26 protein-coding genes are annotated in these 20,287 nt (G+C 60.3%); 21 read left to right on the top strand and 5 right to left on the bottom strand.

The features are described from left to right. The first annotated feature begins 1 nt into the window (after position 1). The 16 genes from F6S12_RS11385 (at position 2) to recX (ending at position 12,363) form a co-directional block, all read left to right on the top strand. Positions 2 to 1,042: a phage baseplate assembly protein gene (locus F6S12_RS11385; protein ID WP_161466264.1), complete on the top strand. Its 1,041-nt coding sequence runs from the start codon at positions 2 to 4 to the stop codon at positions 1,040 to 1,042. A gap of 109 nt (positions 1,043 to 1,151) precedes the next feature. Beyond that, positions 1,152 to 1,658: a phage baseplate assembly protein V gene (locus F6S12_RS11380; RefSeq protein ID WP_161466265.1), complete on the top strand. Its 507-nt coding sequence runs from the start codon at positions 1,152 to 1,154 to the stop codon at positions 1,656 to 1,658. Between the two features lie 2 nt (positions 1,659 to 1,660). Further along, positions 1,661 to 2,059, top strand: coding sequence for a phage GP46 family protein (locus tag F6S12_RS11375; protein WP_077933431.1), 399 nt, complete (start codon positions 1,661 to 1,663; stop codon positions 2,057 to 2,059). Then, the gene (locus F6S12_RS11370) at positions 2,049 to 3,089 is read left to right on the top strand and encodes a baseplate J/gp47 family protein (RefSeq protein ID WP_103407667.1); all 1,041 of its coding nucleotides are present in this window, start codon (positions 2,049 to 2,051) and stop codon (positions 3,087 to 3,089) included. Before F6S12_RS11375 ends, F6S12_RS11370 begins: the two co-directional genes overlap by 11 nt. Further along, a complete protein-coding gene (locus F6S12_RS11365) occupies positions 3,077 to 3,676 on the top strand; it encodes a YmfQ family protein (RefSeq protein WP_152685996.1) in 600 nt (199 codons plus the stop codon). The genes F6S12_RS11370 and F6S12_RS11365 overlap by 13 nt, the downstream gene beginning before the upstream one ends. Positions 3,677 to 3,691: 15 nt before the next feature. Next, positions 3,692 to 5,314 (top strand): phage tail protein, encoded by a 1,623-nt coding sequence (locus F6S12_RS11360; RefSeq protein WP_169892683.1) that lies wholly within the window; start codon positions 3,692 to 3,694, stop codon positions 5,312 to 5,314. Continuing rightward, positions 5,311 to 5,787, top strand: coding sequence for a DUF4376 domain-containing protein (locus F6S12_RS11355; protein ID WP_161467167.1), 477 nt, complete (start codon positions 5,311 to 5,313; stop codon positions 5,785 to 5,787). Before F6S12_RS11360 ends, F6S12_RS11355 begins: the two co-directional genes overlap by 4 nt. 331 nt (positions 5,788 to 6,118) lie before the next feature. Then, entirely contained in the window at positions 6,119 to 7,228 is a 1,110-nt protein-coding gene (locus tag F6S12_RS11350) for a phage tail protein (protein ID WP_161467166.1), read from the top strand. Continuing rightward, entirely contained in the window at positions 7,225 to 7,602 is a 378-nt protein-coding gene (locus F6S12_RS11345) for a phage tail assembly chaperone (RefSeq protein WP_152685997.1), read from the top strand. Before F6S12_RS11350 ends, F6S12_RS11345 begins: the two co-directional genes overlap by 4 nt. A gap of 50 nt (positions 7,603 to 7,652) precedes the next feature. Beyond that, complete coding sequence (locus F6S12_RS11340) at positions 7,653 to 8,216, top strand: glycoside hydrolase family 19 protein (protein ID WP_161467165.1); 564 nt, start codon at positions 7,653 to 7,655, stop codon at positions 8,214 to 8,216. A gap of 108 nt (positions 8,217 to 8,324) precedes the next feature. Continuing rightward, positions 8,325 to 8,840 carry a hypothetical protein gene (locus F6S12_RS11335; RefSeq protein WP_161467164.1) on the top strand — a complete coding sequence of 172 codons (516 nt, stop codon included), beginning with the start codon at positions 8,325 to 8,327 and terminating at the stop codon, positions 8,838 to 8,840. Positions 8,841 to 8,913: 73 nt separating this feature from the next. Continuing rightward, positions 8,914 to 9,099, top strand: coding sequence for a Com family DNA-binding transcriptional regulator (locus F6S12_RS11330; RefSeq protein WP_080512171.1), 186 nt, complete (start codon positions 8,914 to 8,916; stop codon positions 9,097 to 9,099). Positions 9,100 to 9,107: 8 nt separating this feature from the next. Continuing rightward, positions 9,108 to 9,950, top strand: coding sequence for a putidacin L1 family lectin-like bacteriocin (locus F6S12_RS11325; RefSeq protein ID WP_011059577.1), 843 nt, complete (start codon positions 9,108 to 9,110; stop codon positions 9,948 to 9,950). Between the two features lie 300 nt (positions 9,951 to 10,250). Further along, entirely contained in the window at positions 10,251 to 10,751 is a 501-nt protein-coding gene (locus F6S12_RS11320) for a CinA family protein (protein WP_011059578.1), read from the top strand. A gap of 83 nt (positions 10,752 to 10,834) precedes the next feature. Then, entirely contained in the window at positions 10,835 to 11,887 is a 1,053-nt protein-coding gene (gene recA / locus F6S12_RS11315; protein WP_011059579.1) for a recombinase RecA, read from the top strand. A gap of 8 nt (positions 11,888 to 11,895) precedes the next feature. Then, on the top strand, positions 11,896 to 12,363 hold the full coding sequence (gene recX / locus F6S12_RS11310) for a recombination regulator RecX (RefSeq protein WP_019093478.1): 468 nt from the start codon (positions 11,896 to 11,898) through the stop codon (positions 12,361 to 12,363). A gap of 40 nt (positions 12,364 to 12,403) precedes the next feature. Here recX and F6S12_RS11305 read toward each other — a convergent pair whose 3' ends face one another. Then, the gene (locus tag F6S12_RS11305) at positions 12,404 to 13,522 is read right to left on the bottom strand and encodes an LOG family protein (protein ID WP_011059581.1); all 1,119 of its coding nucleotides are present in this window, start codon (positions 13,520 to 13,522) and stop codon (positions 12,404 to 12,406) included. A 443-nt stretch (positions 13,523 to 13,965) separates the two neighbouring features. Here F6S12_RS11305 and F6S12_RS11300 point away from each other — a divergent pair, with 443 nt between their 5' ends. Beyond that, positions 13,966 to 14,160 carry a hypothetical protein gene (locus F6S12_RS11300; protein ID WP_152686000.1) on the top strand — a complete coding sequence of 65 codons (195 nt, stop codon included), beginning with the start codon at positions 13,966 to 13,968 and terminating at the stop codon, positions 14,158 to 14,160. On the opposite strand, the gene F6S12_RS11295 is transcribed toward F6S12_RS11300, so the two are convergent. Continuing rightward, the gene (locus F6S12_RS11295; protein ID WP_011059583.1) at positions 14,161 to 14,586 is read right to left on the bottom strand and encodes a quorum-sensing-regulated virulence factor family protein; all 426 of its coding nucleotides are present in this window, start codon (positions 14,584 to 14,586) and stop codon (positions 14,161 to 14,163) included. It abuts the gene before it with no gap. Positions 14,587 to 14,777: 191 nt separating this feature from the next. Here F6S12_RS11295 and F6S12_RS11290 point away from each other — a divergent pair, with 191 nt between their 5' ends. Next, complete coding sequence (locus F6S12_RS11290) at positions 14,778 to 15,488, top strand: tRNA-uridine aminocarboxypropyltransferase (protein ID WP_011059584.1); 711 nt, start codon at positions 14,778 to 14,780, stop codon at positions 15,486 to 15,488. Here the strand turns inward: F6S12_RS11290 and F6S12_RS11285 are convergent. After that, positions 15,472 to 16,377, bottom strand: a complete 906-nt coding sequence (locus F6S12_RS11285) for a DMT family transporter (RefSeq protein ID WP_125062668.1) — start codon at positions 16,375 to 16,377, stop codon at positions 15,472 to 15,474. The two genes, F6S12_RS11290 and F6S12_RS11285, sit on opposite strands and share 17 nt — an antisense overlap. A 238-nt stretch (positions 16,378 to 16,615) precedes the next feature. Between F6S12_RS11285 and erdR the strand changes: the two genes are divergently transcribed. After that, positions 16,616 to 17,266 carry a response regulator transcription factor ErdR gene (erdR, locus tag F6S12_RS11280; protein WP_011059586.1) on the top strand — a complete coding sequence of 217 codons (651 nt, stop codon included), beginning with the start codon at positions 16,616 to 16,618 and terminating at the stop codon, positions 17,264 to 17,266. Positions 17,267 to 17,341: 75 nt separating this feature from the next. Next, the gene (locus tag F6S12_RS11275; RefSeq protein ID WP_011059587.1) at positions 17,342 to 17,704 is read left to right on the top strand and encodes a diacylglycerol kinase; all 363 of its coding nucleotides are present in this window, start codon (positions 17,342 to 17,344) and stop codon (positions 17,702 to 17,704) included. 1 nt (position 17,705) lies between these two features. Here the strand turns inward: F6S12_RS11275 and F6S12_RS11270 are convergent, their stop codons facing one another. Beyond that, entirely contained in the window at positions 17,706 to 18,632 is a 927-nt protein-coding gene (locus tag F6S12_RS11270) for a LysR family transcriptional regulator (protein WP_011059588.1), read from the bottom strand. Between the two features lie 119 nt (positions 18,633 to 18,751). Here F6S12_RS11270 and fpr point away from each other — a divergent pair, with 119 nt between their 5' ends. Next, entirely contained in the window at positions 18,752 to 19,531 is a 780-nt protein-coding gene (gene fpr, locus F6S12_RS11265) for a ferredoxin-NADP reductase (RefSeq protein ID WP_003198368.1), read from the top strand. A gap of 122 nt (positions 19,532 to 19,653) precedes the next feature. On the opposite strand, the gene tsaA is transcribed toward fpr, so the two are convergent. After that, on the bottom strand, positions 19,654 to 20,287 hold a 634-nt coding region (tsaA, locus tag F6S12_RS11260; RefSeq protein ID WP_315868912.1), incomplete at its 5' end, for a tRNA (N6-threonylcarbamoyladenosine(37)-N6)-methyltransferase TrmO.

Raw genomic sequence — 20,287 nt, 5'->3', positions numbered from 1 at the left:
CATGGACGAACTGGCAAATATCGTCACCCTGACGGTGGACGGGCTGGACTACAGCGGCTGGAAAAGCGTGGAGATCACGGCGGACCTGGAGCGCCAGTTCCGCACCTTCAGCCTCAACATCACCTGGCAATGGCCGGGGCAGGATGGGCAGGTGCGGATCCGCCCGGGCGCTCGCTGCCAGGTGCGCATCGGCTGCGACCTGGTGCTCACCGGGCATGTCTACAAGGCGCCGGTCAGTTATGACGGCAGGCAGATCAGCCTGAGCATCCAGGGCAGCTCCCTGACCCAGGATCTGGTGGATTGCGCGGCCATCAACCGGCCGAGCCAGTGGCGCCAGCAGGATGTGCTGAGCATCGTCCGCGCCCTGGCCGGCTCTTACGGGGTGGGGGTGCGCAGCGAGATTGCACCCTCCAGCAAGTTGCACACCCACAGCATTGTGCCGGGGGAGACGGTGTTTGCCTCCATCGACCGCTTGTTGACCTTGTACCGGGTGTTCTCCACCGATGACGCCGACGGCTACCTGCTGCTGGCGGCACCGGGCAGCGGCGGGCTCGCCAGCGATGCCCTGGAGCTGGGCAAGAACATTCTTTCGGCCAATGCAGCGATGGATTTTTCCGCGGTGTTTTCCGAGTACCGGGTGATCGGCCAGCACAAGGGCAGCGACCAGAGCAGCGGTGTTGCGGTCTGCGAGGTGTCCGGCCAGGCCAGCGATGCCCGGGCTTCGCGCAAACGGGTGACGGTGATCAACGAGGCGGCGCAACTGAGTGCGGAACTGGCTCAGCAGCGGGCTGACTGGGAGTGCGGCACCCGCACCGGCAAGGCGCTGACCACCACCTATCAGGTGCAGGGCTGGCGCCAGAGCAATGGTGATTTGTGGCGACACAACACGTTGGTGCGGGTCATCGACCCGGTGCTGGGTTTCGACCAGGACATGCTGATCTCCAAGGTCACCTGGTCGCTGTCCGACCAGGGCTCCATCACCACCTTGCAGGTGGCGCCGCCGCAGACCTTCGATGCCAACCCGACACCCGCAAAAAACTGAAACCTGCGCCCAACCGCAGGAGCCGGCTGGCCGGCGAAGGCACCCGGCACGAAACCGCGCAATCCCTGTTCGCCGGCAAGCCGGCTCTTCTCCCCCCAAGGAACCCAGCATGAGCCTACTGACACGCCTGTTGGCGCGGGGCACCGTGGTGCTCGCCCATTCGGCCAACAAATTGCAATCGCTGCAAATGCGCCTCACCGCCGGCGAGGTCAACGACGACATGGAGCATTTCGAGCCTTACGGTTTTACCAGCAACCCCCTGGCCGGCGCCGAGGGCATCGCCACCTTCCTCGGCGGCGATCGCTCCCATGGAGTGGTGCTGGTGGTGGCCGACCGGCGCTATCGCCTCAAGGCCCTGGCCGCCGGTGAAGTGGCGATCTACACCGACGAGGGCGACAAGATTCACTTCAAGCGCGGGCGGGTCATCGACATCGACACCGCCACCTTGAATATCCGCGCCAGCAGCGGCGTCATCATCGACAGCCCGACCCTGAGCATGAGCGGCAAGATCGTCTCCCAGGGCGATCAGGTCGCCGCCGGCATCAGCCAGATCAACCACGTCCACAGCGGCGTGCAACCCGGCCTGGGGCAGACCGGCGCGCCGGTGGGAGGTTAAGCATGTTCGCCACTTATGACCTGAAGAACGCCCTGACCCGGGCTGTGGAAATCAGCCTGTTCACCTGGCGCCGCGCCGCCGATGACGACGCCCTGGATGACGACCAGCGCTACGGCTGGTGGGGCGACAGTTTTCCCAGCGTGGCCGACGACCGTATCGGCTCGCGGCTGTGGCTGTTGCGCCGGGTCAAGCTGAGCCGGCAGACCCAGCTCGATGCCGAGTTCTATGCCCGCGAGGCCCTGCAGTGGCTGATCGACGATGGTCATTGCAACGCTGTCGAGATCCTCAGCGAACGCCTCGATGCCCAGCGCCTGAACCTGCGCACGGTGCTGATCCTGGCCGACGGCGAACGTCTGGACCTCAACCCCATTCACAGTTGGCAGGTGACCTATGCCGTTTGAAACCCCTTCGCTGCCGGTGCTGATTCAGCGCACCCAAAGCGACCTGGCCAGCGATTCGCTGCGCCAGTCCGATGCCCAAGTGCTGGCCCGCACCCTGAGCGGTGCTGCCTTTGGCCTGTATGGCTACCTGGATTGGATCGCCGAGCAGATCCTTCCGGACAAGGCCGATGAGTCGACCCTGGAGCGCATCGCCGCGCTGCGCCTGAACCAGCCGCGCAAGACCGCCCAGGCGGCCAGTGGCAGCGTCAGTTTCAACGCGGCAGCCGGTGCCGTGCTGGATCTCGGCATCCTGTTGCAAAGCAGCGACGGTCGCAGCTACACAGTGACCGCCGCGCGCACCACCAGCGCAGGCCTCAACAGCACCACGATCCAGGCCGTCGACGGCGGTACCCTGGGCAATGCCGATGCCGGCCTGGAGCTGACCGCGGTGCAGCCGGTGCAGGGCATCAGCAACTCGTTCACCGTCCTGGCCCCGGGCCTGAGCGGTGGCGTGGCCCGGGAAAGCCTCGAATCCCTGCGCTCGCGGGTGATCCGTTCCTATCGGATCATTCCCCATGGCGGCTCGGCGGACGACTACGAAACCTGGGCCATGGAGTGCCCGGGCATCACCCGTGCCTGGTGCCGGCGCAATTACCTGGGGCCGGGCACCGTGGGCTTGTTCGCCATGCGTGACGACGACCTGCAGCCGATTCCCAACGCCGAGCAACTGGCGCAGGTCCAGGCCTATATCGAGCCGCTGCGCCCGGTCACCGCCGAGGTGCATGTGCTGGCCCCGGTGATGCTGCCGGTGACCTACACGTTGCGCCTGACCCCCGACACCAGCGCGGTGCGCGCCGCCGTCGAGAGCCAGTTGCGCGACCTGCACAGCCGCGAGGCCGGCCTGGGCCAGACCCTGTTGCTCAGCCATATCCGCGAAGCCATCAGCAGCGCCACCGGCGAGCAGGATCACCAACTGTTGGCGCCCTTGGCCGATGTGCCGGCGGCGAATAATCAGTTGCTGGTATTCGGAGGTTGCCAATGGCTGCAATAAGAAGCGCCACCCAGTACCAGGGCCAGCTGCGCAGCCTGCTGCCCAGCGGCCCGGCCTGGGACCCGGAACGGGTGCCGGAGCTTGAACGGGTGTTGCAGGGCATCTCCCAGGAGCTGGCGCGCATCGACGCCCGGGCCGTGGACCTGCAAAACGAAATGGACCCGGCCAGCGTCAGCGAACTGGTGACGGATTGGGAAAAGGTCATGGACCTGCCCGACCCCTGCCTGGGGCTGACCCCGCTGTTCGAAGACCGGCGCCTGGCCGTGCGCCGGCGTCTGTTGGCAGTGGGCAGCCAGCGCGCCGCCTACTTCGTCGAAATCGCCCGCAGCCAGGGCTATCCCAATGCCAGCGTCACTGAGCTGAGTACCCCGCGCATGGGCCGCTCACGCTTTGGTCACGCGCATTTCGGCACCTGGCGGGCGAACTTCATGTGGACCCTCAATACCGGCGGCCGCCTGCAACTGGGCCGGCGCTTCGGCGCCAGCTATTGGGGCGAACGTTTTGGCATGAACCCGGGCAGCGCCCTGGAGTGCCTTGTCCATCGCAGTACGCCGGCTCATACACAGGTGTACATCAACTATGACTAGAGAAGACAAGAACAAGTGGATTATCCGAAAAGTGTTCCCAGCGTAGGGCTGGTGAACGGGAAGTTTGTCGACGAGAACCCGGTGACCGGGCAAGTCGGCTCACTGATTTCCTCTGAGTGGGGAAACGCGGTTACCGACGAATTGCTCAACGTGATTCGTGCGGGAGGGGAAGAGCCGGCCGAGGCCGAGCATGACCAGTTGCTGGCGGCGATCAAGGCGATCGTGCGTGATTCGATACCGCCGGAGAAGATTCGCACCACCCTGGCCGAGTACGGGATCACCGATGCCTATACCAAGTCGGTGACCTATACCAAGGCGGAGATCGAGGCGCTGTTGAAGAACATGTCGGCGTTGCCGGTGGGGGCGATGGTGCCGTTTCCCAAGGGCACAGTGCCGGCAGGTTTCTTGGAGGTGGATGGCAGTGTGCAGAGCGCAGCGACCTATCCGGACCTGGCGGCTTACCTGGGGACTGCGTTCAATACCGGAGGCGAGGGTGCGGGGAATTTCCGGTTGCCTGAGTCGCGGGGGGAGTTTCTGCGGGGTTGGGATCATGGGCGGGGGGTTGATGCGGGGCGGGTAATTGGCAGCGAACAGCAGGATGCGTTGCAGAACATCACAGGTGAATCGTCAACGTTTCCCACAGGAAGCACCGCGCCGCTAAACAGTACTGGGGCGTTCAAAACGAATGCTCGATCCGGTGTACCTACTGGTATTGCTGGAGGCGGGGCATGGAGTTCCGCATCCTTTGACTTTGATGCAAGCCGAGTGGCTAGAACTTCCACAGAAACCCGGCCTCGTAACCTGGCTGTTATGTGGTGCATCAAGGCCTGGAACGCCCCGATCAATCAGGGAAACATCGACATCGCTGCTCTCGCGGTTGATGTTCGTAATGCACAGAAAAACGCTGTTGTCGGGATTTGCAAAGGATTGAAGGCTTCGGCCTCCGGGCTCGGTTCAACTGTCAATGTGATGGCCGATCAACTGGTGGTTGGCAACGATCTCTCATTCAAGACAGTCAGTGACGTGAATCTCGTCATCAACGCTACGACTGTCGGCGCCAATGGACTCGACAGCGGGCTGCTGACCGGTGCCACCTGGTACAGCGTCTGGGTGATATGGGGAGGTACGGGTGTTGCAGGTTTACTCTCGCTCAGTGTGAAAACTCCAGTATTGCCTGCCGGTTACACCCACAAGGCCCGAGTCAGCTGGACGCGAACCGACTCCACGGCCAACAGGTTTCTACTGTCGTTTATCCAGGCGGGTAACAGCGTTCAATACAAGGTTGTGCCTGGCTCCAATGTGCCTAATCTGCCGGTCATGGCCTCCGGGGTTATCAGCCCGGCTGCAGATGTCGCCGTGTCTGCCTTTGTTCCACCAACGGCAGCAAAGATTTCACTCACTGCCGGTACCAACAATGGTTACGTTGGCTTTGCTCCAAGCAGTGCCTATACCGCGCAGGCGCTTATCTACTTGAATACCGCAGCGCTCAACGCTGCTCCCTTTGTTGGTGGTTTCAACCCTTCGTCGCCCGTACCTACTGCCAATGGACTGTTTTTGCTGGAAGGGCCAACGATTCGTTTTGGCTCTTATGCCGCGACAGGTGTTTTGCAATGTATTGGATGGGAGGACAACCTATGAATGGTTTTGCAGTTCGAGCCGATGGCCGGGGTTGCAGGGCAGTGGACAGTGTCGATCAACTGTTGGACGGGGAAATTTTTTCTGCTGAGTACCCGACGCTTGCGGTTGCCAGCGCTGACGTGTTGATGCTGATTGCCAATGAGCGATTCAAGCGCGAGGAGGCTGGCATCGTTGTTCAAGGCCTGGCTATTCAAACCGATCGTTCGAGTCAGGCGAAGCTCACTAGAGCCGCCGTCAGGGCGAGTCGAGATATCAGCTACCTGATTCATTGGAAACAGGAAAACGGCGCCTTTGTACAACTCGATGCGTATCAGGTGCAGGCCTGCGATAGCGCTGTTGATGCCTATGTTCAGGCCTGTTTTATCCGCGAGAGCGAGTTGGTCGCCGCGGTCAATGCCGGCGTGTATGAAGCCAAGATGCTGGAGACTGGTTGGCCGGCCATAGCTTTCAGCGCAGTGCCTGACTCCATTTAATAGTGGTGCTCTGACGTTTTAAGTTTTTACGAATAACCAGTTCAAAACCTCCTGATTCTCTGAACAGTGCCTAAAGGCATTGTTTCGGACTTCTCGTTTTCTAATGAGGAGCCCCATCTTTCTTACCCTTTGATAAATCCCGACGCCGATATCACCGGTTAGTTGTCGGTGGCGACTTTGTTCGCCATCGACATTACCGGGGATGGCGCCCGGGCGAGTTGATGAGCACAGCACATTGAGATCGTTCCAGGTCCTGGCCTGGAGTCTCTGATTTATTGCCACGCGCCGAGCTTGAGCCGGCGCGTTTCAATTACAACTAGAGGACAGACGAGTGGATTATCCAAAGAGTGTGCCCAGTGTCGGGCTGGTAAATGGGAAGTTTGTCGATGAAAACCCGGTCACGGGGCAAGTGGGTTCACTGATTTCTTCCGATTGGGGTAATGCAGTGACCGACGAATTGCTCAACGTGATTCGTGCGGGAGGGGAAGAGCCGGCCGAGGCCGAGCATGACCAGTTGCTGGCGGCGATCAAGGCGATCGTGCGTGATTCGATTCCACCGGAGAAGATCCGCACCACCCTGGCCGAGTACGGGATCACCGATGCCTATACCAAGTCGGTGACCTATACCAAGGCGGAGATCGAGGCGCTGTTGAAGAACATGTCGGCGTTGCCGGTGGGGGCGATGGTGCCGTTTCCCAAGGGTACGGTGCCGGCTGGGTTTCTGGAGGTGGATGGCAGTGTGCAGAGCGCTGCGACCTATCCGGATCTGGCGGCTTACCTGGGGACTGCTTTCAATACCGGAGGCGAGGGTGCGGGTAACTTCCGCTTGCCTGAGTCGCGAGGTGAATTCCTGCGGGGCTGGGATCATGGACGTGGGGTGGATGTTGGGCGGGCGCTTGGGTCATATCAAGCCCATGCAGTAGGCAGTCACCAACACCCTATGAATTATTGGGCTTGGCGAGATGGTACGGGAACAGGCACCCACAACTACGCAAAACCCTGGGGCGATACAGGAATTACTGGAGTAAAGGATCCTGGCACCGGGGCGAACGCGGGGGATTCTGAAACCCGGCCGCGCAACTTGGCTGTCATGTGGTGCATCAAAGCTTGGAATGCCCCCGTCAATCAGGGGAATATCGACATTTCCGGTCTGGCTGCAAACGTTTCAGCGTTAGAGACCCGACCTCGGGGCTTGGGTGATGGGCAGGCCTGGCAGAATGTTACGGCCAGTCGCGTTTCAGGCACTGTCTACACCAATACTACAGGGCGCCCGATTCAAGTTCAGGCATCTATTTCGACCGGTGCGGTTACTGCAACTTGCGGCGGTGTGGCCGTGGCAACTTCCGCCTTTCACGCATCGTTCGTGGTGCCGGTCGGAGCAACTTACTCAGTAACTTTTGGTAATCCAGTCAATCCAGTTTGGTCGGAGTTACGTGCATGAAGTATTTCCATAATCCCGAGACAAACCGTGTCCATGCTTACGATGCCGATGCCCCCGCGCATTTCATATCCAGCCAGTTGATCCCGATGTCCGAAGAGGAAGTTCGGCTCCACATAGAAAGTGCGACGGCGCCGTTACCTGTATCGGTAGGAGAGCGTGTCTGGCGTGATTCAGCGCTGGATTCGGTGAGGTGGTTGCGTGAGCGGCACCGTGATCAGTTGGAGATCGAAGTACCTACAACGCTTGCCAGTGCACAGTTCAAACAACTGCTTGTGTACATGCAGGCCTTGCGTGACTGGCCGCAATCGCCGCACTTCCCCGATTCTCAGTACCGCCCTGTCGCGCCATCCTGGGTTACTGAACAAACTGAATAAACGCCCCGTACCGCCGGGGCGTTTTCTTATCCGACCTTCAAACACTGACCATGCCAATAACCGAAGAACAACTGCTGCAAATCATGCCTAACGCCCGCCGCCAAGCGGGCGTTTTTGTTTCTCCACTCAACACCGCCATGGCCAAGCGGCAGATCGATACGCCGAAGCGCCAGGCGGCCTTTCTGGCTCAGATCGGACACGAATCCGGGCAGCTGCAATACGTACGCGAATTGGGCAGTGATCAATACCTGAGCAAGTACGACACGGGCCCTCTCGCCGCGCGCCTGGGCAATACCCCCGAGGCGGATGGCGACGGCCAGCGGTATCGCGGGCGCGGGCTGATCCAGATCACCGGGCGCAGCAACTATCGCCAGTGCAGCCTCGGGCTGTTTGGCGATGAGCGCCTGCTGGAGTTGCCGGAGCTGCTGGAGCAAGCGCAATGGGCCGCCGAGTCGGCGGCCTGGTTCTGGGAGCGCGGTGGGCTCAATGCGCTGGCTGACCGCGATGAGTTCAACAGCATTACCCGGCGGATCAATGGGGGCCTGAATGGCTTGCAGGACCGCCTGCAACTCTGGGCCAGGGCGCGGGCGGTGCTGTGTTTGCCGGTGGTGTGAGGGCTGCCGTCTGAAGGTCCTGCGGACCTTTTCGCAGCCTGCGGCAGCGGCTACAGGTTTTTTTGGCAGGCTGGGTGATTCATTTCATGCGCGCCTCAGGAGGGCTTGATGAATATCCGTGGCTGGCTGGCCATCGCTGTGGCGGCCGGGTTGCTTTATGCACTCGGCTACGTCAGCGGTGCCGGCAGTGAGCGCAGTAACAACCAACACCTCGATGAGGCTCGTCTCAAACAATCCTTTGAACAAGGCCGGGCCCTGGGCACGGTCAGGGAAAAGGTGGTGGTCGAGTACGTCGACCGTATCGTCAAGGTCTATCAGGCGGGCGCCACCATCACCAAGGAGGTTCCTGTCTATGTTTCGAAAGCGGCTGATAGAGCCTGCGTTGTGCCTGCTGGTTTTGTCCGGGTGCACGACGCCGGCGCCGCCAACCTGCCCGTGGCCGGAGGCCCCAGCGTCACTGATGGCGCCGCCTCGGGCCTTGCACTCTCTACCGTCGCCGCCAGCGTCGTCGACAACTACAGCGAATGCCACGCCAATGCCGAGCAATTGAAGGCGTTGCAGCGGTGGGTGCGCGAATCCCAGGCTATGCTGGGGAGCGCTTCGACAGCCGAGCAACGGCACTGAAATCAGTACAAAGCCTCGACGCTCTCTTGGAGTAGGGGGGTAGCAGTCAGGGGATAATCAAATGGATGTACCGATGCTAAAAGAATGCAGATGCGGTCATTGCAAGCGACTTCTTGCCCGAGTGGGTGAGTTCACCGAGCTCCAGATCAAGTGTTCTCGATGTGGCACCTTGAATCATGTGAAGGCCTCGAGCCTCGAGCAATCGCCTCTGAGCGGCATGAGAGCGGAATTTTCCGCAACCCATCATTCGACTCAATAGGTAACTACATGGCTTGGATTCGATACGACTTTACTGACAACGGTTCTTCTGTGCTGCCAGCGCGCTACTACATGGCGCCCAACCAGTACCTTCAGTCCCCTAACAAGCGCTTCAAGCTGCTCTTTCAGGCAGATGGCAACCTCGCGCTCTATGACGGTGCTCAATTGGCATGGGTCGCTGACCAGAACACCCCGTTCACGAATGTGAGTAAGGGCAATAAAAAAGACCCAATGATGGTCTTCATGAATTACGGCTTCGTCCTTGACGACCCGCTGCGTGGCCGGATCTGGTCGACGACCCCAAGCGATCCCACCATGGGTTCTCGTGAAGATGCTTCGCTGCGCGCGTTCACCCAGGTTCAGGATGACGGGAACATCGTAACCGTCGACACCATTCCTCACTGGTATGCGCCCAACGGGCGAGTGTTTACCCCGGCAGTCGGGGCCGCAATGATCATCGGCGGTACTACTGAACTGGTACCGGGGCAGTTCTACAGCGCTGGTGAGCACTCCTTGGTTTTCCAGGGTGATGGCAACCTGGTGGTTTACGGTCCGAATTCCAGTGTTATCTGGGCGACTTACACCCAGAACAAAGGAGGCGTGCGATGCGTCATGCAGGAAGACGGTAACCTGGTGATCTACGCAGCGAACAATGGCGTCGTGTGGCAAAGCGGTACTGGTGGTCACCCTGGCGCAACTATCCGCCTGCAGGCGAACGGCAGCTTCACCATCGTAACAGAGCGGCCGGTCTGGGCTCGTTTCGGGTACACCCCAACCATCAAGCCTCCGCGTGTCTTCTATCCCGACCACAAGTGGAAAACCGGTAGCTACACCTGGAACAACGTGTTCTAAAAAACCGCAAGGAGCTCCGCGATCAGGCGGGGCTCCTTGCATATTCTCTCTTTAGCAGCCATTCAGGGAGCGCGGGCGAGCAAGCTCAGATGTCGATGCCATACCCGGCGTTCATATCGGCGGGGCCAGGCATTCGGGGAAGCCGCATCAGCTTAGTTGCCGAGGCCGCAGCTACTGACGAGCTGGACTTCCTCGCCCGAGCCGTGATCCTGAGTCGTTCGGTTTCATGATGGCTTGTCACTTGCAAGCCACCTCGCCTGGTGTACGGTAAGCACACGCCAGCCCCATCAGGAGAGGATTGTGAAAGAAATCACCCAGCTTGCCGCTGAACTCGGCAGGCGTTTGCAGGTTCTGAATGCCCACGTCACCACCGCGGAGTCCTGCACCGGGGGAGGCATCGCCGAGGCGATCACGCGGATCCCTGGCAGTTCGGCCTGGTTCGAGGCCGGTTATGTCACCTATTCCAATCGCCAGAAGACCCTGCAATTGAATGTGCCGGCCGATTTGTTCAATTCGGTCGGCGCTGTCAGTCGTGAAGTGGTCGAGGCCATGGTCCGGGGGGCACAGGCCAGGAGTCATGCGCATTTTGCCGTGGCGGTCAGCGGTATCGCCGGGCCGGATGGCGGTTCTGCGCAGAAGCCTGTGGGCACTGTGTGGCTGGCCTGGGGGGCGGGAGAGACGCTGACCACCGAGTGCCGGCACTTTCCGGGGAATCGCGATGAGGTCCGCCGACAAACGGTGAAGGCCGCGCTAGAGGGGTTGCTGCAACATGCTGCGGCAGAAATCGCAAATCAGGGGTAGGCGATCCTCGAGCGCTGTGGAATAATACTGGCTACTTATACAGGTGTTGGCCGTCAGGCCTTATTGATTACGTGAGGACTTTAATGGACGACAACAAGAAGAAAGCCTTGGCTGCGGCCCTGGGTCAGATCGAACGTCAATTCGGCAAGGGTGCCGTAATGCGTATGGGCGATCACGACCGTCAGGCGATCCCGGCCATTTCCACCGGCTCTCTGGGTCTGGACATTGCTCTGGGCATTGGCGGTCTGCCAAAAGGCCGTATCGTTGAAATCTACGGCCCTGAGTCGTCCGGTAAAACTACCCTGACTCTGTCGGTTATTGCCCAGGCGCAGAAAGCCGGTGCCACTTGTGCGTTCGTCGATGCCGAGCACGCACTGGATCCGGAGTACGCCGGCAAGCTGGGTGTGAATGTTGACGACCTGCTGGTTTCCCAGCCGGACACCGGCGAACAGGCCCTGGAAATCACCGACATGCTGGTGCGTTCCAACGCGGTTGACGTGATCATCGTCGACTCCGTGGCGGCCCTGGTGCCCAAGGCTGAAATCGAAGGTGAAATGGGCGACATGCACGTGGGCCTGCAAGCCCGCCTGATGTCCCAGGCGCTGCGCAAAATCACCGGTAACATCAAGAACGCCAACTGCCTGGTGATCTTCATCAACCAGATCCGCATGAAGATCGGCGTGATGTTCGGTAGCCCGGAAACCACCACCGGTGGTAACGCGCTGAAGTTCTACGCTTCGGTCCGTCTGGACATCCGCCGTACCGGCGCGGTGAAGGAAGGCGACGAAGTGGTGGGCAGCGAAACCCGGGTCAAGATCGTCAAGAACAAGGTGGCTCCGCCATTCCGTCAGGCCGAGTTCCAGATTCTTTACGGCAAGGGCATCTACCTCAACGGTGAAATCATCGATCTGGGCGTGCTGCATGGCTTCCTGGAGAAATCCGGTGCCTGGTACAGCTACCAGGGCAACAAGATCGGTCAGGGCAAGGCCAACTCGGCCAAGTTCCTGCAGGACAACCCGGAAATCGGCAACGCACTGGAGAAGCAGATCCGTGAAAAACTGCTGACTGCATCGCCAGACGTCAAAGCCAACCCGGTCAAAGAGACCGAAGACGATATGGCCGACGCTGATATCTGATTGATCCAATGACCGCCGTACTCGATACCCTCGTCGCGGTGCGGCGAACCGCAATGGACCTGCTCGCAAGACGCGAGCACGGTCGTGTCGAGCTGACGCGTAAACTGCGTCAGCGCGGCGCCCCTCCTGAAATGATCGAAGCAGCCCTTGACCGTTTGACGGAAGAGGGCCTGCTGTCCGAATCCCGTTATCTCGAAAGCTTTGTTTCCTATCGTGCACGGTCCGGTTACGGGCCCATGCGTATTCGCGAAGAACTGGGCCAGCGCGGCTTGCAGCGCAGCGATATTGATCTTGCGCTGCGCGAGTGCGGTATCGATTGGCAGGAACAATTGCGTGACGTCTGGCAGCGCAAGTTTGCTGGGCGGTTTCCTGTAGATGCTCGAGAGCGTGCCAAGCAAGGGCGTTTCCTGAGTTATCGCGGGTATTCCATGGACATGATCAGCCGCTTGTTGAGTGGCCGAGGCATGGACGACTGACGCCGTACCCGCTGCATAACGCAGCGGGCTAGGGCTGGGGTCAGTTGGCTTTGCTGGTTTCTCGTGCCCGTTGCGTTGTTTGGGGCTGAGGCCTGGCCCAGTTTTCCGGCAGGTTGATGAAGTCGATCAGCTCGCGCAGGCGACCGTTGTCGCGAGCATTGAAGGCGAATGACAGCCGCGCCAGATGGCTGAACTGCACTTCGTCGTGTTCCTCCCCGCTGTAGGCATGCTGTTGAAACTGGCCACTCAGGCACAGGTCGGCGAATGCTGTCTGCATCTGCTCCAGCGCCTGCTCATTGAGGTTGTAGTTCATGCGGATGACGAACTGTTGCTTGAGCCAGCGGCTGGAGTGGAAGTTGGCATAGAACTGCTGGATTTCCTGCACCGCTTCTTCAGTGCTGTGCACCAGGCGCACCAGCTTCATGTCACTGGGCAGAATGTAGCGATTGGCTTCCAGTTGGTTGTGGATGAAGTCCAGGGCGCCTTGCCAGAACTGTCCACCCGGCATGTCCAGCAGTACCACGGGTACCAGCGGGCTTTTGCCGGTCTGAATCAGGGTCAGTACTTCCAGGGCTTCATCAAGGGTGCCAAAGCCGCCAGGGCAAAGCACCAGTGCGTCGGCCTCCTTGACGAAGAACAGCTTGCGGGTGAAGAAAAAGTGGAACGACAGCAGGTTCTCCGTACCGCCAACGGTGGGGTTGGCATGCTGCTCGAAAGGCAGGGTGATGTTGAACCCCAAGCTGTGCTCCAGGCCTGCACCATCGTGGGCGGCGGCCATGATGCCCCCGCCGGCCCCGGTAATGACCATCAGATCCGAGCGGGCCAGGGCCGCGCCCAGCTCTCGGGCCATGGCGTATAGCGGGTGTTCACTGGGGGTGCGTGCCGAGCCGAAGACCGTCACTTTGCGTCGGCCCTTGAACTGTTCCAGGACGCGGAAGGCGTGCTCCAGTTCGCGCAGGGCCTGCAGGGTTATCTTGGCATTCCAGCGATTGAGGTCATCCTCGGCCATGCGCAGGACGGTGAGCACCATGTCGCGGTAAAGAGGAAGATTCGGGCTGTTGGGGGCTATCTGGTTGAGTTGCGCTTCGACCTGGTTCGTCAGGTCGACACCGTTGCTCTGAAAATGACGACTTAACAGGTCATTCGATTGGTAAGGCATTCAGCTTCTCCTTCTGCACAGAACCTTGCGCACGATCGAGATATTCGAATGTGCCACGACACTGCCTGTGTCGCTGTCTACTCAGCCCAGCGAATGAGCGAATTTCCGGACCCGATCACAGCTGACAATCGCTGGGCAGTGTTGGGGTCATCCACAGAGGTCCTGCTTTCCTTTATTTGAGAACATTTGCACAGCAAGACGCACAAGGACGGCCTCCTCAACCGTCCGCAAGCCGTTTCGGACATGGCTTGATCATGTGCTCATAAAGTCTTGGCTGGCAACCGCTTGTTCGCGGTTTTCCCCAGGCTGGCACCGCTGGTCAGGAGGGGCGGCAAGGGATGACAGCTCTGATTTACTAAGGTGCAGCGTCTGGCGCAGGAGCAGGGGCCGGAGAGAGGCAAGCGGGTTCTGGGCCATGCAGGGCCAGAGCAGGGAGGCAGGGGATGACCATTGTCACGCTGGAGATTGATCCGCAGTTGTGTCAGCTGCTGCAAGCCGCTGCCGCTGACCATCAAATAAGCCTGGAGGAAGAGTGCCGGCGCCGATTGGCAGCACAGGAGCGGCCATCGCGATACCTACAGGCCCTGGTCGCCGAACTGCGCGCCGATGATCAGCAGCGGCGCGCCGCTCGTTCGTGATTACTTTTTCTTGGGCGTGCTTTGCGCCGGGCAATCCGACTCCTGAAAGCGCGCCGACGCCACCGGGCGATTGGTGCGGTTTTCAGTGAACTCGTAACGCATGATGGCGCCTTTGGCCATCAGCTTGCGGTAGTTGGGGTTGCGGCAGACGCTTGCCCCAAGTTGCAGGTAGACCGCCTTGGGATTGGCGCGCATCTGCTCGGCATGGCCAGACTGCACGCTGAGGTGGTTGATCAGTTCCTTGCCTTCAACGGTATAGCCCTGGTCGAGAATGTTCTCGTTGATTTCCCGAGGAGTGCCGACGTTGCTTTCCGCAGCGACCTTCTCCAGCATTTTGCCCAGTTCGAATTCTTGCAGGGACGCAGCTTGGGCACCCAGGGGCAGGGCCAGCAGAAGGGCGACGGTAGGAATGGTAAAGCGCAACATGAAACTCTCCTGGTGCAGTGACTGATGCTTCGACCAGCCACTCGACTGTGCGTTCAGTGGCGACGAATTATAGGGGGAGAGGCCGCAGGGCGGTACAGGTTTGAACATATAGCTCTGATAAACTTGTCCGACTTTTTACCCTCTTGAGTGTTTGTCGTGTTGATTTCTGTTTCTTGCTGGCATGTCCTGCGATGAGTCATGCGGTTTCCCGTTTACGTGATCTGCGGATGGCGCGCGTGGCCAAGCCCTTTTTCGCACGCGGCTCACGGGCTGAACGCTGCCCCCGCTGCCGAGTGATTCCCAGCCATTGCCTGTGTGCCTGGCGACCGAAAGTCGTTGCCCGGTCAGCCATGTGCCTGGTGATGCACGACGTCGAACCGCTCAAGCCGAGCAATACCGGTTGGCTGATTGCCGATGTGATCGGCGACACGACGGCGTTCAGCTGGTCGCGTACTGAGGTCGATCCGCAACTGCTGGCGTTGCTGGCCGACCCGCAATGGCAGCCTTATATCGTGTTTCCGGGCGAGTTCGTCGCGCCCGAACGGGTGGTCAGCGAAGTCAGGCAGGAGGAGGGCAAGCGGCCGCTGTTCATTCTGCTGGACGCTACCTGGAGCGAGGCGCGCAAGATGTTCCGCAAGAGCCCTTACCTGGAGCACTTGCCGGTTCTCAGCCTGTCCCCGGAGAAGCTCTCGCGCTACAAGCTGCGTCGCTCCAAGCGTGATGATCACTTCTGTACCGCTGAAGTGGCGGCGTTATGCCTGGAGCTGGCCGGCGATGAGCAGGTCAGCCAGGTACTGGATGCCTACCTCGATGTGTTCAGCACCCATTACCTGTCAGCGAAGTTCCAGAAGGCCATCGATCCGGATGACGATGTGCATGCCCGGCTCAAGCCCTTTGTGTAGTCGTGCTGGAATGAGGCTTTTGTGGCCATAGCTGGGCTACCAGCATGCCGCTGAGCATCAGCGCGCAGCCGAAGTAGCCGCGGGCCTGCAGCGACTCATCCAGCAACCAGGCCCCGGCAATGGCGGCAAATACCGCTTCCAGGGACAGAATGATTGCCGCGTGAGAGGCGATTGCGTCCTTTTGGGCAATCACCTGCAAGGTGTAGCCGATACCGACGGCCACCACCCCGCCATAGAGAATGGCCGGCCCGGCGCCGACAATCGCTTCCCAGCGAAGCGGTTCCAGGCACAACGCCAGGATCAGGCTGACCACCGCGCAGGTCGCAAATTGCAGGAACGCCAGGCGAATCGGGTCATGACGGCCGGCGAAAACCCCCACCAGAATCACGTGCCCACCCCAGACGAAGGCGCCAATCAACTGCAGCCAGTCTCCCGGGGCAACGTGGAAGCTGTCGCTGACGCTCAGCAGGAACATGCCCACCACCGCCAGCACGGCGCCGAGCCAGGTACCCAGGCCAGTCTTGTGGCCAATCAGCAGCCCCAGAAGCGGCACTACAATGACATAGAGCCCGGTGATGAAACCTGCATTGGTGACGGTGGTGAACATCAGCCCCACCTGTTGCAGATTGATGCCCAGGGCCAGGGCCAGCCCCATGAGTACGCCGCCCAGTAGCAGCCCACGATTGAGCAAGGGTTCGGGCTGACGATCCGTGGGTGTTTTACGCAGCACCAGCGGCAAGAGGCAGAGTGAGCCCAGGGCGAAGCGCAGGCCGGAATAAAGGAAGGGGCCGATATGATTCATACCGGAAGTTTGTGCGACAAACGCCGAGCCCCAGATCACCGCGGTAATCAGCATCAGGACATCGGCACGCAAGGCTTGGCTGCGCATGATGGCTCTCTTATTAGTTAGCCAGCTAAGATGCCGCAAAGCTTCACGCTTGACCACCCTGGCTTGGCTGGGCATGCTTGGCGCCGATTAGGGCGCCGGCGCTGTTTGAACCACTGTTTTGCTCAGGCTTTTCGCGGCGTTCGTGCTCTTTGGGTGCGGTATTCTGGCGTGCCTCCGTGTTGCTTTGGTGAGGGCTGAATGCATCAGTCCTGCCATGAAAAACAGGATCATTTGAAAAATGGCCACATACGAAATCCTGATTGCCGATGATCACCCGCTTTTTCGCAGTGCACTGCATCAAGCTGTCACCTTGGGCCTGGGCCCCGATGTGCGTCTGGTGGAAGTGGCAAGCATTGCCGAACTGGAAGTGCGACTCACCGAAAAATCCGACTGGGATCTGGTCCTGCTGGACCTGAACATGCCCGGTGCCTACGGTTTTTCCGGTCTGGTGCTGTTGCGCGGGCAGTACCCGCAAATTCCGGTGGTGATGGTTTCGGCGCAGGAAGAAGCCTCCGTCATGGTGCGCTCCCGAGAGTTCGGCGCCAGCGGTTTCATTCCCAAGTCCAGTTCCCTGGAAGTCATCCAGCAGGCCGTGCGCAGTGTGCTCGACGGTGATGTCTGGTGGCCGCCCCAGGCGTTTGAAGAGGTCAGTGTCTCAGCCGAAGCCAAGGCCGCCAGCGAAGGCCTGGCTAGCCTGACGCCCCAGCAGTTCCGGGTTCTGACCATGGTCTGCGAAGGGTTGCTGAACAAGCAGATTGCCTACGAGCTGAGCGTGTCGGAAGCCACGATCAAGGCCCACGTGACGGCGATCTTCCGCAAGCTCGGGGTGCGTACCCGGACCCAGGCAGCGCTGCTCTTGCAACAACTTGAGTCAATTTCCAGCCATTAACCGGCTGTTTGTTCACGCTTTTTTGACTTTGGTTGAACTAGCTTCCCCACTTCTTTTTCTTCAGTTGCCCAGCTTATGTCGCCTTTCAAAGGTCAAACCGGTCTTAAACGTATCCTTAACGCCGCCGGCTATTCGTTCGATGGCTTGCGCGCGGCGTTCACTGGCGAGGCGGCATTCCGTCAGTTGGTGCTGCTCAATGTGATCCTGATTCCCCTGAGCTTCCTGCTTAATGTCAGCCGGGTCGAGCGTGCGCTGTTGATCGCCGTGTGCCTGCTGGCGCTGATCGTCGAGCTGCTCAATTCGGCGGTGGAGGCGGCCATCGACCGCATCTCCCTGGATCGTCATCCCTTGTCGAAAAACGCCAAGGACATGGGCAGCGCGGCGCAGTTTGTCGCTCTGAGCATGATCACCATCGTCTGGGCAGTGATCCTGATCTGAATCAGGGAATGCTTGGCAGGACGATTTCGTCGCTGCGTTGCACCCCGGCGGTAAAGGCGCGACACAGTTCCAGGAATTCGCGCATGGCCGAGGTCTGGTACTTCTGCTTGTGCCAGATGAAGTAGAACTGCCGGGCCAGGTCCAGGCCCGGGGTTTCCACCGGCACCAGGCTGCCGCGGCGAAACGCATCGCGCAGGGCCAGCCGGGAAATGCAGCCAATCCCCAAACCCGACTCCACCGCACGCTTGATGGCTTCGGTGTGCTCCAACTCCAGGCGGATGTTCAGTGCACTGCGGTGGTGACGCATGGCCTGGTCAAAGGTCAGGCGCGTCCCGGAACCCTGTTCGCGAAGGATCCAGGCTTCATGGGTCAGTTCTTCCATGGTGGCGTGGCCGCGCTTGGCCAGTGGATGCTGGGGCGCGCAGAACACCACCAGTTCATCTTCGACCCAGGTCTGGACTTCGATATCCGGATGGCTGCAGTCGCCCTCGATTAGACCCAGATCAATTTCGTAGTGGGCCACCTGTTGCACGATATGCGCAGTGTTCTGCACATGGAGCTTCACCTGGCTCTCCGGGTGCACCTGCATGAAACTGCCGATCAGCAGGGTGGCCAGGTAGTTGCCGATGGTCAGGGTCGCACCCACCGAAAGCGAGCCGAACCCGGACTTGCCGTTGAGCAGGTCTTCGATCTCCTTGGCCTGGTCCAGCAGGGCCACTGCCTGTGGCAGCAGCTGTTTGCCCAGGGCATTGAGGCTCAGGCGCTTGCCCGCGCGATCGAACAGCTGGCAACTGGATTGGCGCTCGAGTTCGGTGATCGAGGTACTGGCGGCCGATTGCGACAGGGACAGCAGCCCCGCAGCACGAGAAACGCTCTCTTGCTGGGCGACGGCGACGAAGACTTGCAGTTGACGGAGAGTAAATCGCATATCGATATAACCGATAACCCTTATCTTAATAATCCAGTTAACAGATATTGTCGCCGCCATTAGAATGCTGTGCAATTGCGCTCATGGTCAGCGCAGGCAATTTCTAGGAGCCCCCGTACATGAGCAACATGAACCACGAGCGTGTCCTCAGTGTTCATCACTGGAATGACACTCTGTTCAGCTTCAAGTGCACCCGCGATCCGGGTCTGCGCTTCGAGAACGGTCAGTTCGTGATGATCGGCCTGCAACAGCCTAATGGCCGTCCGCTTATGCGTGCCTACTCCATTGCCAGCCCGAACTGGGAAGAGCATCTCGAATTCTTCAGCATCAAGGTTCCAGACGGTCCGTTGACTTCCCAACTGCAGCATCTGAAGGAAGGCGACGAGATCATCATCAGCAAGAAGCCAACCGGTACCCTGGTACTGGATGACTTGAAGCCCGGCAAACACCTGTACCTGCTCAGCACCGGCACCGGCCTGGCGCCGTTCATGAGCGTGATCCAGGATCCGGAAACCTACGAGCGTTTCGAAAAAGTGATCCTGTGCCACGGCGTACGCTACGTCAACGAAGTCGCCTACCGCGAGTTCATCACCGAGCACCTGCCGCAGAACGAGTTCTTCGGCGAAGCCTTGCGTGAAAAGCTGATCTACTACCCCACCGTGACCCGCGAGCCGTTCGAGAACGAAGGCCGCCTGACCGACCTGATGCGCAGCGGCAAGCTGTTCCGCGACATCGGCCTGCCGCCGATCAACCCGCAGGACGATCGCGCCATGCTGTGCGGCAGCCCGAGCATGCTGGATGAAACCAGCGAAGTGCTCAACAGTTTCGGCCTGACCGTTTCGCCGCGCATGCGCGAGCCGGGTGACTACCTGATCGAGCGTGCATTCGTCGAAAAGTAGGAGCGAGCGTGCTCGCGAAGACCGTCCAGGCAGCGCATTGGTGCTGACTGGGCGGATTCTCCCGGACACAGAAAAGCCCGCGTTGCCTGGAAAGGCAGCGCGGGCTTTTTCGTTTCCGGGGTTCAGCCCGCCGGGACCACTTCCAGCACCCGGATCACCCCGGGCTCTGGGTAATGCCAGCGCACGTCCAGATCCCAGAACTGGGCGCCGTACTCACGCTCGGTCGTGGGCACCTGGTAGGCCGGACGCGGATCCTGAGCCAGGCACTGCTCGATCAGCTCCACCAGGGGCTCCTGCAGACGCTGAGCGTGGATCTGAGCCTGTTGCAGGGCATTGTCCTGCCACTGCACCGGAATAATCTGCGGCGCGGCGCTGGCGATCTCATTGCTCGCCGTGGCAATGATGTCGGCGTAGGGCACGTAGGGCTTGATATCGAGGATCGGCGTACCGTCCAGCAGGTCGATGCCGGAGATCCACAGGCGGTTGGCCTCAACCTTGTCCAGCTTGACCACCGACTGGCCGATGCCATTGGGGCGATGGGTGGCGCGGGTGGCGAAGACCCCCATGGACTTGTTGCCCCCCAGGCGCGGCGGGCGCACCTTGAGTCGCGGCTTGTCCTTCAGGGCCTGGTGAAACAGGAATAGCAGCCAGACGTGGCTGACCTGCTCCAGCCCTTGCACCGCGTCGCCCTGGTCGAAAGGCGCCACCAGTTCCAGCACCCCGCGCGCGGCCGGAGCCAGTTGCGGTTGGCGCGGG

The organism is Pseudomonas sp. JV245A, assembly GCF_032424515.1.
Taxonomy (GTDB): Bacteria; Pseudomonadota; Gammaproteobacteria; order Pseudomonadales; family Pseudomonadaceae; genus Aquipseudomonas; species Aquipseudomonas protegens.
Note: the sequence above shows the minus strand (reverse complement) of the source record. Positions and strands in the feature narration are given on the sequence as shown.

What these genes read in the sequence shown, in the direction of transcription:
- F6S12_RS11385 (WP_161466264.1), top strand. Translation starts at nt 2, where the DNA reads ATGGACGAACTGGCAAATATCGTCACCCTGACGGTGGACGGGCTGGAC.
- F6S12_RS11380 (WP_161466265.1), top strand. Translation starts at nt 1,152, where the DNA reads ATGAGCCTACTGACACGCCTGTTGGCGCGGGGCACCGTGGTGCTCGCC.
- F6S12_RS11375 (WP_077933431.1), top strand. Translation starts at nt 1,661, where the DNA reads ATGTTCGCCACTTATGACCTGAAGAACGCCCTGACCCGGGCTGTGGAA.
- F6S12_RS11370 (WP_103407667.1), top strand. Translation starts at nt 2,049, where the DNA reads ATGCCGTTTGAAACCCCTTCGCTGCCGGTGCTGATTCAGCGCACCCAA.
- F6S12_RS11365 (WP_152685996.1), top strand. Translation starts at nt 3,077, where the DNA reads ATGGCTGCAATAAGAAGCGCCACCCAGTACCAGGGCCAGCTGCGCAGC.
- F6S12_RS11355 (WP_161467167.1), top strand. Translation starts at nt 5,311, where the DNA reads ATGAATGGTTTTGCAGTTCGAGCCGATGGCCGGGGTTGCAGGGCAGTG.
- F6S12_RS11345 (WP_152685997.1), top strand. Translation starts at nt 7,225, where the DNA reads ATGAAGTATTTCCATAATCCCGAGACAAACCGTGTCCATGCTTACGAT.
- F6S12_RS11340 (WP_161467165.1), top strand. Translation starts at nt 7,653, where the DNA reads ATGCCAATAACCGAAGAACAACTGCTGCAAATCATGCCTAACGCCCGC.
- F6S12_RS11335 (WP_161467164.1), top strand. Translation starts at nt 8,325, where the DNA reads ATGAATATCCGTGGCTGGCTGGCCATCGCTGTGGCGGCCGGGTTGCTT.
- F6S12_RS11330 (WP_080512171.1), top strand. Translation starts at nt 8,914, where the DNA reads ATGCTAAAAGAATGCAGATGCGGTCATTGCAAGCGACTTCTTGCCCGA.
- F6S12_RS11325 (WP_011059577.1), top strand. Translation starts at nt 9,108, where the DNA reads ATGGCTTGGATTCGATACGACTTTACTGACAACGGTTCTTCTGTGCTG.
- recA (WP_011059579.1), top strand. Translation starts at nt 10,835, where the DNA reads ATGGACGACAACAAGAAGAAAGCCTTGGCTGCGGCCCTGGGTCAGATC.
- recX (WP_019093478.1), top strand. Translation starts at nt 11,896, where the DNA reads ATGACCGCCGTACTCGATACCCTCGTCGCGGTGCGGCGAACCGCAATG.
- F6S12_RS11305 (WP_011059581.1), bottom strand. Translation starts at nt 13,522, where the DNA reads ATGCCTTACCAATCGAATGACCTGTTAAGTCGTCATTTTCAGAGCAAC.
- F6S12_RS11300 (WP_152686000.1), top strand. Translation starts at nt 13,966, where the DNA reads ATGACCATTGTCACGCTGGAGATTGATCCGCAGTTGTGTCAGCTGCTG.
- F6S12_RS11295 (WP_011059583.1), bottom strand. Translation starts at nt 14,586, where the DNA reads ATGTTGCGCTTTACCATTCCTACCGTCGCCCTTCTGCTGGCCCTGCCC.
- F6S12_RS11290 (WP_011059584.1), top strand. Translation starts at nt 14,778, where the DNA reads ATGAGTCATGCGGTTTCCCGTTTACGTGATCTGCGGATGGCGCGCGTG.
- F6S12_RS11285 (WP_125062668.1), bottom strand. Translation starts at nt 16,377, where the DNA reads ATGCGCAGCCAAGCCTTGCGTGCCGATGTCCTGATGCTGATTACCGCG.
- erdR (WP_011059586.1), top strand. Translation starts at nt 16,616, where the DNA reads ATGGCCACATACGAAATCCTGATTGCCGATGATCACCCGCTTTTTCGC.
- F6S12_RS11275 (WP_011059587.1), top strand. Translation starts at nt 17,342, where the DNA reads ATGTCGCCTTTCAAAGGTCAAACCGGTCTTAAACGTATCCTTAACGCC.
- F6S12_RS11270 (WP_011059588.1), bottom strand. Translation starts at nt 18,632, where the DNA reads ATGCGATTTACTCTCCGTCAACTGCAAGTCTTCGTCGCCGTCGCCCAG.
- fpr (WP_003198368.1), top strand. Translation starts at nt 18,752, where the DNA reads ATGAGCAACATGAACCACGAGCGTGTCCTCAGTGTTCATCACTGGAAT.